The sequence below is a fragment of the Betaproteobacteria bacterium genome (genome assembly GCA_016194905.1).
In the GTDB taxonomy this organism is placed as follows: Bacteria; Pseudomonadota; Gammaproteobacteria; order Burkholderiales; family JACQAP01; genus JACQAP01.
Map to the genome: position 1 here is coordinate 1 of JACQAP010000034.1, position 12,891 is coordinate 12,891.

The following is a 12,891-nucleotide window of genomic DNA, read 5'->3' on the forward strand; positions in this document are numbered from 1 at the left end:
ACCTTAGCCGTGTCCTGCGCACCCGTGGCACGGCATCTGAAGCCGCTTCAATCCCCATAGGTCACCGCCTTAACCCGGCGGTTCAGTCCAACCCGATTTTATCTGTCATGCTGTCGCACGACAGATAAAATCCTATTCGTTAGAAGGCCGCGATCGATGAGCGCCAAAGACATTATTGGCATCCTGCTATTCGCAGTCGGGGTAACGGTCGGAACGTTGGGTTACCGCTGGCTCGGACTTGTGTGGTTCTGGATAGGGGCACTCTCGCTCACTGTTGGCTTACTCCTTGTACTAAACGCAGTGCGCGAGCGTAAGTTACTCGATGAAATGCGAAAAGGTGAAGGGCCTGGCGACTTTGGAGATCGGCACTATTATTCTGGCTCTAGCGCTGCCGATTCAATTGATGTTGGTGGCGGTCATGGCGATGGTGGCGACTGAGGTGAATCCGCCTTCTAACCGTTCGCTGGTGCCGACCGTCCGCCTGCGGCGTCCGGCCGCACATCTTTTTCGTAGACGACATGGCCCGGCCACGCTGCGTTACTGTAAGTAGGCCCCAGACATGAACCATCCATTGCGGTGCCAGTGTGGCACTTTGAAGGGCTACGTCAGCCACCCCAAGAAAGTGAACCGGGGCGTGTGCTACTGCAAAGACTGTCAAGCCTATGCGCACTTCCTGGACAAGACCGGCGACATACTGGACGAGATGGGAGGAACGGACGTTGTCGCAACCCTTCCCAAGTACCTCACCTTCACCGAGGGCTTCGAAGCCCTCGCCTGCATGTCCCTCACAGAGAACGGACTTCTGCGTTGGTATGCGAGTTGCTGCAACACTCCAATTGCCAACACCCCGCGTGACTTCAAAGTTTCCTTTGTCGGCCTCGTTCACACATGCTTGGAAGATCCTTCGATAACCTTGGAGAGTTCCTTCGGCCCCGTCCGCATGCGGGTAAACACAAAGCACGCCAAGGGCAAGCCGAAGTCAATGCCGATCAGCACACTCGCAGCAGTTCTTCGGTTCTTGATTTCACTGATCCGCGCTCGCCTGGATGGCAGCTACAAGTGCACACCGTTCTTTGCCCCGGGTCGGGGAACCCCTGTCATACCGCCAAGGGTGCTCACCAGCAGTGAGCGAGATCGAGTGATGAATGCCGTCTAACAAACGTTGCCCGAACCCGCGTTCTCACTGTCTGCCCAGCACCCGCCCGGACCTTCCGCCGGTCGGCTTGCCGTTGCGCCAAACGACTGCACCGTTGACGATCGTCGCGTCGATGCCGCGCGCCGACTGGATCGGCTTCGCCCAAGTCGCGGTTTCATCCACGGTCTTCGGATCGAAGACGGTGATGTCCGCGTAAGCCCCCTCCCTCAGCACGCCTCGATCCTTCAGGCCGAAGGTCTTCGCCGGCAGGCCGGTCATCTTGCGCACGGCGGTTTCGAGGGGAAAAAGCTTGAGGTCGCGACTGTAGTGGCCGAGCACCCGCGGGAAACATCCCCACAACCGCGGATGCGGCGCGATGTCGTGCGGCAACCCGTCGGAACCGATCATGGTGTGCTCGAAGGAAAGAATGCGCTGCACGTCGGCCTCGTCCATCGAGAAGTAAATCGCCGACGCCGGCTGCAGCTTGGCGATCGCTTCTTCGACCGGCAGGCCCATTTTCCTCACCACGTCGTCGAGATCCATGCCCGCGAACTGCGGCCAGGGTCGCGAGGAGCTGACGATCACGCGCGAGCAGATCCGCGTTCGCGCATAACTCAGCATCGTCGAAGACGCCATGTACGGATAACAGTCCAGGCACACCGGCTGGGTGCGCATCGCATCGCCGATTCGCCGCAGCGTTTCCCTCGATCGTCCATGACTGCGTGTGCCCACGACTTTGTGGTGCGAGATCACCACCGGCACATCCAGCTCGCGTCCGACGCGAAAGCTTTCATCGAGCGACTCCATGACCCGCTCGGCCTCGTCGCGCATGTGCGTGCAATAGATGCCGTTGAATTCCTTCAGAGGCCGGGCAATCTCCATCACTTCCTCGGTCGGCGCCGCATTCGACAATTCGTAGTAGAGGCCCGTCGAGAAACCGATCGCGCCCGCCGACAAGGCTTCGCGCACCAGCTCGCGCATGCGCCCGATCTCCGCGGCGGTGGCGGGCCGGTCCAGGTTGTCCATCGTCGCCACGCGCAGCGTCATGTGGCCTACGAGCAGCGCACAATTGGCCGCCGCCGGGTGGGCGCCAAGTTCCTCGACATAAGCGCGGAAGGTCGGAAAGCGGAACCACTTGCCTTCGTTGTCGAGCAGGTCGAGCGGCGACGGTACGACGCCCTTCATGCCGCCCGGCATGGGCGACAACGAGATTCCGCAGTTGCCCGCCACCACCGTGGTCACGCCCTGGCTCACCTTCGGCGCCATCTCGCCGGCGGACAACATCAGCCGGTCGTCATGCGTGTGCGCGTCGATGAAACCCGGCGCCGCGACTTTTCCGGACGCATCCACTTCGACGTCGGCATTGTCCCGATCGAGCCGGCCAATTTTGGCGATGCGGTCGCCGCGCACGCCGATGTCGCCATCGAAGCGCGCAGCCCCGCTGCCGTCGATGATGGTTGCATTCCTGATCAGCAGATCGAATCGCTCGTCCATCTATTTACCCAATAAATTCTTCAGCCACAGAGGATTCTTCACAATACCCCCTTGAGGGGTACACAAAGGATACAGAGAAAGTCGGCGTGGTGGCATCGCCTTAAATTTGTCGCAGGCTGCCGCGCCCGAAACCTATTTCTCGTTTCCCGGAGCCGTCACTCGAAGATTGATCGGAACACGACCGCCCTGAGAATCGATGACGTAAAGCTTCACCTTCGGAAGGATCTTCTCCATGGAATCCAGATAGATCCGTGAGCGCGTCACGTCTGGTGCCTTTTGATACTCCTGCAGCAGCGCCTGGAAGCGGGTGGCATTGCCGATGGCTTCGGCGATGCGCTGCTGCCTGTAGTTCTGCGCGTCGCCCACGGTCCGGCTGGCTTCGCCCCGTGTTCTCGGAATCTGGTCATTCGCATAAGCGCGCGCCTCGTTTTGCGTTTTCTCGCGGTCTGCCATGGCGTCGGCGACATCCTGAAATGCCTGCGCAACGGATGGATCCAGCGTGATGTTCATGATGTTCACCGAGGAGATCTGGACGCCGCTCTGGTAGCGATCCAGCGCCTCCTGGGTCTTCAGCTTGACCCGCCCCTGGATGGCGAGCCGGCCGGTGGTCAACACTTCGTCGATCGGCATGCCCACCACCGTTTCCGTCAGAACGCTTTCGGCGAGCGTTCCGACCAGCGTCTGCGGTCCGTCGACCTGGAACAGATAATCGGCGGGGTTGCGGATGACGTATTGGACCACCAGGGCAACATTGAGGATGTTGGTGTCGCCCGTCAGGAGCTCGACGCCTTTGAGCGACTCCGAGTCATTGTCGCGCAAGTTGAAGCCGACTCCGATCTTCATGACACTGGTCGTCTTGAGAACGTCGACCCGATCCACCGGCCAAGGCATCCGGTAATGCATTCCCGGTCCTACGCGCGCCTCGATGGCTCCGAACCGGCGCACCACCGCGTGCTCGTCCGCATTCACCACGTAGAATCCGGAGGCGAAGTAGGCCACAGGCAGGACGAACCCGAGCACGCCGATCCAGTAACGCCGCTTAGGCATCGCCGACGTATCCCCCGGCGATCCCGCCTCGTTGCGCATGGCCTCCCGACCACGATCGCTCATTGCGACCTCCGGTCCGACCCGGGAGATCGACGCGCGAGCGGCAGGGATTCCGTCTCCGTCCCGGTCTGCGCGGGGTCATGCGGCTTCGATGTCGCGTAATGATGCGAAGGGCTGACTGCTCCTTGACGCGGCAGCGGTCCGAGTACGCGCAGCACTTCCGAATCGGCTGGAAGAAACAGCGTCGTGTTCTCGTCCATGAATTTCTCGTACGCCTGCAGGGTGCGCAGAAACTTGTAGAACGCGGGATTTCTGCTGAACGCCGCGGAATAGATGCGTGTGGCTTCCGCGTCGCCCTCGGCCTTGACGCGTTGCGCCTGGGAATAGGCCTCCGCCTCGATGTGAGTTTTTTCCCGGTCGGCCTGTGCGATGATCTTTCTGCCTTGCAGCTCTCCGGCGGTGCGGTACTCCTTGGCCATCTTGCCTCGCTCCGCTTTCATGCGTTCGAAAACAGGAATGCGGTTCTGCTCGGGAAGGCTCAGCCGCAACAGCTCCACGTCGATCACATCGATACCGTAGGCGGTCCGCGCGAAGGCCGCGACCCGCTCCCGGATTTCTCCGACAATGTCACGGAAGCGCTGGGTATTCCCGTCCGGTGCGATCAGCGACGCCGCCGGATGGGTGCCGAGCACGGACCCGACTTCGCCGAGCATGATGTCGGCGAGCCGCAGATCGGCCGCAGATCGCGTAGCCAGCGTCACCAGGTAGCGCTCCGGATCGGCGACGCGCCAGGTCACCAGGCTTTCGACGACGATATTCTTCTTGTCCACGGTGAGATATTCGGCCTGGCCGGGACGCGAAAAGGTCAGGCGCCTGTCCAGACTCACGACAGTGTCGAACGGGGCCTTGATGTGAAGGCCGGGCTCGTGCATCACTCGTACCACCTTGCCGAATCTGGTCACCAGGCCGAATTCAGTGACATCGACGGTGAAGAAGCAGGTGACCAGCGCCCACACCAGTAGCGCAATCGCGACCAGCGTCACGGCCATGCGCGCCCGCGCGGCGGCCTGTGCGGGAGTCATTGGGTTGGTCGCGTGTTCCATTTACTTGCTCCGGCTCATGCCGGGCGGCTGCAATAGCCACATGTCCAGGTCCTTGACGTCGCCTGCGCCCGGCATGACGAATTTCTGCAGGCCCGGCAGGGTTTCTTCGATGCTCTCGACCTGCAGACGGAACCTGGTGAGCCCGGGCGCGCGCTGGTATGCGCGGAGCTTCTGCCCGAAACCCGCCGCATCTCCCTGCGCGTGCAATATTTGCTGGTCCTTCAAAGCCAGCGCCTGCTCGATCATTGCAGCCGCCTCCGCCTTCGCCTGATTCACGGTCTCGACCGCGAAGATATTGGCCCGGTTGATGGTACGCAGCTTGTCTTCCTGCGAACTGGCGACGTCGCGGAAGGCGTCGTGGACCTCGCCAGGCGGATGGACATACAGAAGTTGGAAAGACAGGATTTCGACGCCGCTTCGGGTGTCGTCCAGGACGCGCTGCAGCGTTTCTTCGACTTGGCTCTCCACGCCGCTTCGTTCAGAGGTGTAGATCGCATCGATGCCGCTGCGCGCGACGACGCCTCGCAGCGCCGCCAGGCTCGCGCCGCGCACCAGCCTGTCGGACTCGGCGACGTTGAACGTGTAGGCGACGGCGTCCTTGATCCGGAACTGAACGGCCCAGCGCAAGTCGATCAGGTTCCCGTCGCCGGTCAGAAGATAGGGCTCCTCCGGGTCCGCCTCCTTCTGGAACCACGACCCCGTTGCGGTGGTGATGTCCGGCGTCGGGGTCCAGCCTGCGGCCGTGCGCGGGCGACCGATGGGTTGCGCCGCCATTTGGGTCTTCTTGCCCGCAAAGCCGAATTCGATACGCTGCACCGAATCCTTCGCGATGATCCGTTGCGCCTCGAACGGCCACGGCAACCGGTAATGCAGCCCCGGTTCGAGATCGGATTCGATGATCCTGCCGAATCGCATTTGCACGCCGACTTCGCCTGGCTGAACCGTGAACAGACCGCTGCCGACATACAGGACTGCAGCGATCGCGGCGGCCGCGCGCGTCAGCCCGGCGGTGGTCAGCCGCAATCCGGACAGAGCGGCAAAGCGGTCCCTCAGCCAGATCCATTCCGCGGGCACGGGGGTGCGCCGCATGCTCAGCACGAGCAGAACGATCAGCAGCAACGCAGCTCCGACCTTGACGGACTCGGGAAGAAAGGCGGTGGTGGTACCGAAAGTTGCGCGCGGATCGATTCCCCAGGCGCGGTATATCCAGTTGAGCGCAAAGCCTGCAAGCAGGGCGACGATGGCAATCGATCCGAGATAGATCGTCATGACCCTGGCACCGAGAAACTTCAGCAGCAGCACCATGCTGCCGATGTTGGTGGCGGGTCCCGCCAGCAGAAACACCAGTGCCGCGCCGGGATTCAGGCCTTTCATCACCAGCGCGGCGGCCAATGGGGTCGCTTCGGAGGCGCAAACATAGATCGGGATGCCGATGAGCAGCATCACCAGCATGGAAGCCAGCTCGTTGTCGAGGTAACGCTCGAAGAAAGCGGGCGGCAACGCGGCCGCCACGACAGCGGAGAGAATTATCCCCAGCACGATCCAGTAACCGGTGTCGTCCAGCAACTGACGAAACGCGTATTGATGAATTCGCCTCACGGCGTGCCACACCCCCGCCCCGCCTTCGGCGATGAGGCCCTGTCCTGTCTGCGGTCCCGAGGGGGGATCGCCAACGTGATGGTGCTCGTGAAGATCGCCGGAGTTCAGATCATGGAAATGCGCTGCCTGCGATTGCGTCTCGCCCGGGGAGGGTGGCACCTGGGTCTCGTGATGCTTCGGAGTCTTCGGCGTGCCGAACAGGTTGGTGCAAACACCGGCGGTGATGGCGGTGAACACCGCGGCAACCGGGCGGGCCACGGTGGTGATCGGATCCATCAGCGCGTAGGTGAGGCCGATGGAGTCGGCCCCGGTTTCCGGTGTGGCGATCAGGAATGCCACGGTCGCGCCCGGGTTCGCACCCTGCCGGCGCAGACCCAAAGCGGCCGGCACGACGCCGCACGAACACAAGGGCAACGGCGCGCCGATGGTCGACGCCCATAGCACCGACTTCAGCTTGCCGGCCCTGAACAGCCTGGCCAGAGTTTTTTCGGGAACGACCACGGCAAGCACCCCGGCGATGAGAAAGCCGAAGAGCAGGAAAACAGAAGCCTGCTTGAAGATGTTCCAGGTCTGCCACAGCACCTGTAAGAGGAATTCAGTCATCAAGAGTTCTCAGCGACTTGCCGGCCGGTGACCGCACTGAGTCGCGGTCACCAGCCGGCAAGATAATTACGCTGATGCTTGTCTCACTTCGGCAGATACTTCTTGTCCAGGATGCACGCCACGGAATACTGTGGATCCACTACGTTGGCAATCTTGAGTTGCGCGGTCTGACCCAGCAACTGCAGCGCTTCGAACTTGTCGTAGCCGTAGTCCTCTACCATCCAGTTGATGAGGTCGGAGCAAGCAAGACGTAAAGCATCCATCAGAGGCCGCGTGCTGCCGATCGACATGACAACTTTGTCGTTTATCAATCGCGGCCAGCCAATCCGCTTGCCCTTGATCAGGTTCACCGTGAATCGCACGTTGAACGAGGTCTCGATGGCGGCGCCGTCGATCTCTCCATCACCTTGCGCCGCGTGGCCGTCGCCGAGCATGAACAGCGCGCCTCTCTCGTTTACCGGGAAGTACATGGTGACGCCTTCAATCACCTCGTTGAAATCCATGTTGGCGCCGTGCTGACCGGGTACCAGCGAACTGATGCATTCCTTGCCGCCGGGCGCGGTTCCAATCGTGCCAAAGAAGGGCCGCAATGGAACCTCGACGCGCCCGATCTTGCTGTTGGGCAGGTCGAGGATGCCGACGCGACGGCTCCTGTCGATGCGCCAGATGAACAAGTGGTCCGGCACCGGTGCCGTGATCATCATGGTTTTGTACTCAGGCGCCAGGGCGCCGAAGTAGGGAATCGATCCGCCCCAGCCCCAGTCCCTGTTGAAGTCGATCTTGTCGAGGTGAACGACCAGCGTATCTCCAGGCTCCGCGCCCTCGATGAAGAACGGTCCGGTCTGAGGGTTGACCTTGCTTAGATCGAGCTTCGGAAAGAGCGTCTTGTCACCCGTTGTGTACACGTCGTTGGACGCGTCCCGGGTGCTCGTCACTACGCTGTCGCCAGGCTTGATCCGCAGTACCGGTGGATGCGAATGACAATAGGTAAACTGAACGTTATCTCCGGGATCGTACTTGAACTCGGCTGCGGCGGCCGGTCCGCACAAAGCAACAATGGATGCGGCAGCGAGCAACCACGAACTCGATGATGCCAACCTGCTGTACTTTGAAAACATGACGACCTCCCGATTATGGTTAGTGTTGCTGAGTCATTCAGTGAGGACACCGTGATTGCGTTGTGTCATTTCATCGTCCCCTCCTTTCTGGGTTTGGCACCGGCCTTCCTGTTTGCGCCGCCGCGGTCATAGTGGCTGCTGTCCTGAAGAAGGCCAAACAGCTCCGAGTCCGCCGGCAGCATCAGGGTCGTTCCCTTGGGTATGAGGTTGCGCGAAGCCTGCATGGTGCGCACGAATTCATAGAATTCCGGCCCTTTGGAGAGCGACTCCGCGTAGATTCGCGCCGCCCTGCCTTCGCCCTCCCCGCGGTGCTGCTGGGCAAGCTTCAGCGCTTCGGAAAGAATGCGGCTTTTCTCCTGGTCCGCCGCCGCCCGGATCTTGAGCCCTTCTTCTTCTCCTTCCGAGCGGAATTTCATGCTGAGACGCCCGCGTTCGGATTTCATGCGCGAGTAAAGAGGCGGCCTGTTCTGCTTCGGGAAGTCAAAACTTTTCAGCAGAACGTCGATTACTTCGATACCGTAGTCTCTCAGCGCAATCTCACGGCACTTGCCGCTCACCTCGGCAAGTATCGCTTCCGCCCGAAAGGTTTTGGGCTCGATTGAAACAAAGGCAACGAGAGGACTTCGCCCGATTGCCGCGCCAAGTTCCGCAAACAGGATGTCGCCGAGTCGCGACTCCGCTCCCGCGCGGTCGAAGACGGTTTGGAAAAACTTCTTGGGGTCGCTGACACGCCAGAGGACTGTGCTTGCAGCGACGACTGGCGTTTTTTCGAGCGTCAGGAACTCCGTGGACGCCGGGGTATAGGCGAATAGCCGGCTGTCAAAGGTTCGGACGCTTTGATACGGGTACTTGAAGCCAAGGCCGGGCGCAGTGATGACCTGCACCGGCTTGCCGAACTCGGTGACGAGCGCGTATTCCCCGGTTTCAACCGTAAAGCAGCATAGCTTCGCCATTGCGGCGACGATGCCGGCGATTCCCAGCGCGACGGCAATACGCATTCGCCGTCGTGTGGTCGACTGCTTGCCACTGCCATCGACTCCCGCCATGACCTCCCCCGGCCATCACGCAGAAGACACTACGACGTCTACACTTGAGTTTGATCGGCGCAGTCTGCGGCCGTTGTATGGACTTGACAAGTGGTGCTCGATGGCGTGGGTGTTGCGCTGCGGCGAAAACCCGGAGACAGCATGGTCGATCATGTCTGCTACAGTGGATCAATAGCCCTTTTTCCGACAACCCGCGCCATGCCAATCCTTGCCTGGATTGTTGCCTCGACGCTGCTTGGTGGCGTTCTGAGCGTGATTGCCGCCGCCATCCTCGCGCTGCGTGCGGGGCCGGGGCAACTGCCGATGCTGGTCAGCTACGCCATCGGCACACTGCTTGGCGCGGCGTTCCTCGAGATCCTGCCCCATGCTTTCGAAATCGCTCCGAGCACGAAGCACGTTACCGTAACCGTGCTGATCGGTATTCTGCTTTTCTTCGTGCTTGAGAAATTGGTGCTTTGGCGGCACTGCCATGAAGAGCAGTGCGAAGTACACACCCGCCGGAACGGTCAAAACGATCACGGCCGCATCGCCACGATGGTGATCATCGGCGATACCTTCCACAACTGCGTGGATGGAGTGATTATCGCCGGCGCATTTCTCGTGAGCTTTGAACTGGGGATTATTACTGCGCTGGCGATCATCACCCACGAGGTGCCGCAGGAAGTCGGCGATTTTCTGGTGCTGCTTCACTCGGGCTACAGCAAACGCCAGGCACTCGGCTTCAACCTTCTTGCCAGCGGCGCCATGGTGGTCGGCGGGGTCTTCGCCTATTACGCGCTGCAGACAATGCAACAGTTCATTCCGCCACTTCTTGGCATTGCCGCGGCGAGCATGCTCTACGTCTCGATAGCCGACCTAATACCCGGGCTGCACCGCCGACGCGGGCTGCTGGCCACAGCGCAGCAAGCGCTGCTGATTGCCGCCGGCATCGGCACCATTTGGGTGGTGGGCCGCATGGCCGCCTCGCTTGCCGGCGTGTGAAACTCAGCGCCGGGGAGATGGGGGTCAGTCGATCTTTGCACCGGCGCGCTTGATGATTTCCGCCCAGCGCGGCCGCTCGCGCCTGGCAATGGCCAGAAACTGTTCGGGCGTGCTACCGTCGATATCGGTATCGAGTTCGGCGAAACGCTTGCTCACCGCCGGCGAATGCAAGGCGGCGACTATCTCGCGATTGAGCTTCGCGACAATTTCCGGGGGAAGTTTCGCGGGGCCGATGACTCCACCCCACGCCACGGTCTCGTACCCCGGCACGCCCGCTTCGGAAATGGTCGGCAGGTCCGGGAACAGCGGGGAGCGATGCGGGCCCGATACCGCGAGTGCCCGCACCCTTCCGGACTTTGCGTATACCGAGAGCGACGTCAGGTTGTCGAACATCACCTGCACTTCGCCGGCGATCAGGTCGCCTATCGCCTGCGGGCTGCCGCGATAGGGAACGTGCAGCATCGACACTCCGGTCATTGCCTTGAACAACTCCCCGCCAAGATGTCCGGTCGTGCCGTTGCCGGCAGAGCCCATGACCAGCTTGTCCGGATTCCTGCGCGCGTAGTCGATCAGCTCCCGGACGCTGCGCACCGGCACATTGTTGTTCACTGCAAGCAGATTGGCGACGCGCAGACAGTTGGAAATCAAGGTCAGGTCTTCGATGCGATAGGGCACGTCCGTCATCAGACCGTGAACGATCGCGAGCGACACGATGTTGCCGTAACCGAGCGTGTAGCCGTCCGGCGGCGCGGCTACGATCTCCATGGTGCCGATTACGGCATTCGCGCCCGGCTTGTTGATGATCACGAACTGCACGCCGAGGCGCTTCGACAATTCAGCGGTGAGGATGCGCATCAGCACGTCCGGCGAACCGCCGGGAGCGGATGGCACGATGAAGCGGATCGGCTTGTCGGGGTAGTCGGCGAGCGCCGGGCCGCAAAACAGGAGCAGCAGTATCGTCGCGAAGAAACGGAGTCTCATGTCGCGCCAGCGAAAAGATCAGAGGTGAAAGGTAAGGGCAAAAGGCTGAACGACCGGGTAAATACGACCAGCCAGTCCATGCCTTCGCTTTCCCGTTTCACTGTTCACTCCTCACCGTTCACCTTACGGCAAAGCGAACACCGTCACCGTCATCGACCCCGGCGGTCCGAGCCAGAATCCCGCCGCCATTCCGGAAACGACGGCGACATATTGCTTGCCGTCGACCGCATAGCTGATCACGCCGCCGACGATCGCGCCGCCACCGTTATATTTGTAGACGACGTTGCCGTTGCGCGCATCCATGGCGAGAAAATTCCCGGTCAGTTCGCCGGTGAACAGCATGTCGCCGGAAGTCGCCGTCACGGAGGCGAGCATCGGACGGCTCGAGTGATAGCGCCACAGCGCTTCGCCGGTGGTCGCCTTGACGGCGGTCAGCCAGCCGCCGGATTTTTCCACCGGATCCCAGGTGAAGGAGCCGCCCAGAAACTGCTGGCCGGCCACGAAGCGCGCTTCGTCTTCCTTCTTGAATACGCCGCACCAGTCCACCGCCGGCACGACCATCATGTCCAGCTTCGGGCTGTAGGCGGGATTGCTCCACTCCACCCCACCGACCATGCCGGGACAGGTATAGACGCCTTCCTCGGTGGGTTCGAGTTCGGCATTGGTGCGCGTGGCCACGGCGACGGAATAAAATTCCTCGCGGCTGTGGCGGTCGACCAGCCGCATCAAGCCGTCCTTCGCCGCCATCGTGACCACGTCGTGCCGCGCACCGCCGATCGAAGCGGTGAACAAAGGCGCCGTGACCGGCATGTCCCAATCATGCGTATCGTGCGGCACCGCCTGCTTGTGCCACAGCAGCGCACCGGTGCGCACATCGAGCACCACGATCGAATTGGTATAGAGATTGGTGCCGGGCCGCAGGTTGGCGAACATGTCCGGCGCGGGATTGCCGACCGCGACATAGAGATGTCCGTTGGCGACATCGAGCGCAGGTGTGGTCCAGATTCCGCCGCCGCCCTTGAGTCGCGAGTCGGCATCGCCCCAGGTTTCCGCGCCGGGCTCGCCGTCGTCGGGGATGGTGTTGAATTTCCACACCGGCGCACCGTCCTCGAGCCTGAAGGCGCCGATCCAGCCCTTGACGCCGAACTCCGAACCCGACGGGCCGATGATCACGAGATTTTCGAACAGCAATGGGTTGATGGACAGCGCTTCGTACTTTTCGGCGTTGGCCGCCTTTACCTCCCACAGCAACTTGCCGGTCTCCGCGTCGAGTGCGAACATCCAGCCATCCTGTGCGCCACGCACGAGCTTGCCGTCCTTGATGGCAACGCCGCGGTTCTTGATCGACCCGTTCGCCTCCTTGCCTTTCGGTTTCCAATCGTGCCGCCACTTCGCTTTGCAGGTCGCCGGGTCGAGCGCGAACGTCGAATACAGCGTGGTGACGTACATCACGCCGCCGTACACGATCGGATTGTTCAGCGCGCGATTCAGGTCGGCGCCCTGGAACGCGCACACCGGCCGCAGCGAAGCGGCGTTGTCCGGCGTGATCTGGTCCAGGTTCACATAGCGCACGCCGGCGTAGTCGTGATTGGGCAGCAACCATTCCGTGCTGCTGCCCGCCTGGTTGAGTTCTTCCTGCGTCGGCCCGGCCGCATACACAAAACTGGCTAACGCCAATGAAAGCAGCGCTACGGCAAATCTGTTCATAATTCCCTCCCGTTAGTTCTTTTCTTCTTTAGGCCCCAGGATTCTATACTCCCTCTCCACCCTTTCCGGGGGGAGAG

General features: G+C 61.4%; 11 protein-coding genes. 3 read left to right on the forward strand and 8 right to left on the reverse strand.

The features are described from left to right. Positions 1–156 precede the first annotated feature (156 nt). The gene (locus tag HY067_21670) at positions 157–438 is read left to right on the forward strand and encodes a hypothetical protein (GenBank protein ID MBI3530564.1); all 282 of its coding nucleotides are present in this window, start codon (positions 157–159) and stop codon (positions 436–438) included. Between the two features lie 121 nt (positions 439–559). Beyond that, the gene (locus HY067_21675) at positions 560–1,156 is read left to right on the forward strand and encodes a hypothetical protein (GenBank protein ID MBI3530565.1); all 597 of its coding nucleotides are present in this window, start codon (positions 560–562) and stop codon (positions 1,154–1,156) included. A 24-nt stretch (positions 1,157–1,180) separates the two neighbouring features. Here HY067_21675 and HY067_21680 read toward each other — a convergent pair whose 3' ends face one another. The 6 genes from HY067_21680 to HY067_21705 all read right to left on the reverse strand — a co-directional run bounded on the left by HY067_21680 (position 1,181) and on the right by HY067_21705 (position 9,145). Continuing rightward, positions 1,181–2,629, reverse strand: a complete 1,449-nt coding sequence (locus HY067_21680) for a D-aminoacylase (protein MBI3530566.1) — start codon at positions 2,627–2,629, stop codon at positions 1,181–1,183. A gap of 132 nt (positions 2,630–2,761) precedes the next feature. Then, positions 2,762–3,739, reverse strand: a complete 978-nt coding sequence (gene hflK, locus HY067_21685) for an FtsH protease activity modulator HflK (GenBank protein ID MBI3530567.1) — start codon at positions 3,737–3,739, stop codon at positions 2,762–2,764. After that, positions 3,736–4,779, reverse strand: a complete 1,044-nt coding sequence (locus HY067_21690) for a protease modulator HflC (protein MBI3530568.1) — start codon at positions 4,777–4,779, stop codon at positions 3,736–3,738. Before HY067_21690 ends, hflK begins: the two co-directional genes overlap by 4 nt. Further along, a complete protein-coding gene (locus HY067_21695) occupies positions 4,780–6,981 on the reverse strand; it encodes an SO_0444 family Cu/Zn efflux transporter (protein ID MBI3530569.1) in 2,202 nt (733 codons plus the stop codon). An 83-nt stretch (positions 6,982–7,064) separates the two neighbouring features. Further along, a complete protein-coding gene (locus tag HY067_21700; GenBank protein MBI3530570.1) occupies positions 7,065–8,099 on the reverse strand; it encodes an acetamidase/formamidase family protein in 1,035 nt (344 codons plus the stop codon). A gap of 65 nt (positions 8,100–8,164) precedes the next feature. Next, positions 8,165–9,145, reverse strand: coding sequence for a protease modulator HflC (locus HY067_21705; protein MBI3530571.1), 981 nt, complete (start codon positions 9,143–9,145; stop codon positions 8,165–8,167). A 198-nt stretch (positions 9,146–9,343) separates the two neighbouring features. On the opposite strand from HY067_21705, the gene HY067_21710 reads away from it, so the two are divergent. Continuing rightward, positions 9,344–10,126, forward strand: a complete 783-nt coding sequence (locus tag HY067_21710) for a ZIP family metal transporter (GenBank protein ID MBI3530572.1) — start codon at positions 9,344–9,346, stop codon at positions 10,124–10,126. A gap of 24 nt (positions 10,127–10,150) precedes the next feature. Here HY067_21710 and HY067_21715 read toward each other — a convergent pair whose 3' ends face one another. Together HY067_21715 and HY067_21720 are read right to left on the reverse strand one after the other, a co-directional pair. Beyond that, positions 10,151–11,107 (reverse strand): tripartite tricarboxylate transporter substrate binding protein, encoded by a 957-nt coding sequence (locus HY067_21715; GenBank protein MBI3530573.1) that lies wholly within the window; start codon positions 11,105–11,107, stop codon positions 10,151–10,153. A gap of 123 nt (positions 11,108–11,230) precedes the next feature. After that, the gene (locus HY067_21720) at positions 11,231–12,814 is read right to left on the reverse strand and encodes a PQQ-binding-like beta-propeller repeat protein (protein MBI3530574.1); all 1,584 of its coding nucleotides are present in this window, start codon (positions 12,812–12,814) and stop codon (positions 11,231–11,233) included. Between the last annotated feature and the right edge of the window lie 77 nt (positions 12,815–12,891).

Bases quoted from the DNA above. Each gene is read 5' to 3' on its own strand.
- HY067_21700 (MBI3530570.1), bottom strand. From the start codon at position 8,099: ATGTTTTCAAAGTACAGCAGGTTGGCATCATCGAGTTCGTGGTTGCTC.
- HY067_21715 (MBI3530573.1), bottom strand. From the start codon at position 11,107: ATGAGACTCCGTTTCTTCGCGACGATACTGCTGCTCCTGTTTTGCGGC.
- HY067_21670 (MBI3530564.1), top strand. From the start codon at position 157: ATGAGCGCCAAAGACATTATTGGCATCCTGCTATTCGCAGTCGGGGTA.
- HY067_21705 (MBI3530571.1), bottom strand. From the start codon at position 9,145: ATGGCGGGAGTCGATGGCAGTGGCAAGCAGTCGACCACACGACGGCGA.
- HY067_21710 (MBI3530572.1), top strand. From the start codon at position 9,344: ATGCCAATCCTTGCCTGGATTGTTGCCTCGACGCTGCTTGGTGGCGTT.
- HY067_21690 (MBI3530568.1), bottom strand. From the start codon at position 4,779: ATGGAACACGCGACCAACCCAATGACTCCCGCACAGGCCGCCGCGCGG.
- hflK (MBI3530567.1), bottom strand. From the start codon at position 3,739: ATGAGCGATCGTGGTCGGGAGGCCATGCGCAACGAGGCGGGATCGCCG.
- HY067_21675 (MBI3530565.1), top strand. From the start codon at position 560: ATGAACCATCCATTGCGGTGCCAGTGTGGCACTTTGAAGGGCTACGTC.
- HY067_21680 (MBI3530566.1), bottom strand. From the start codon at position 2,629: ATGGACGAGCGATTCGATCTGCTGATCAGGAATGCAACCATCATCGAC.
- HY067_21720 (MBI3530574.1), bottom strand. From the start codon at position 12,814: ATGAACAGATTTGCCGTAGCGCTGCTTTCATTGGCGTTAGCCAGTTTT.
- HY067_21695 (MBI3530569.1), bottom strand. From the start codon at position 6,981: ATGACTGAATTCCTCTTACAGGTGCTGTGGCAGACCTGGAACATCTTC.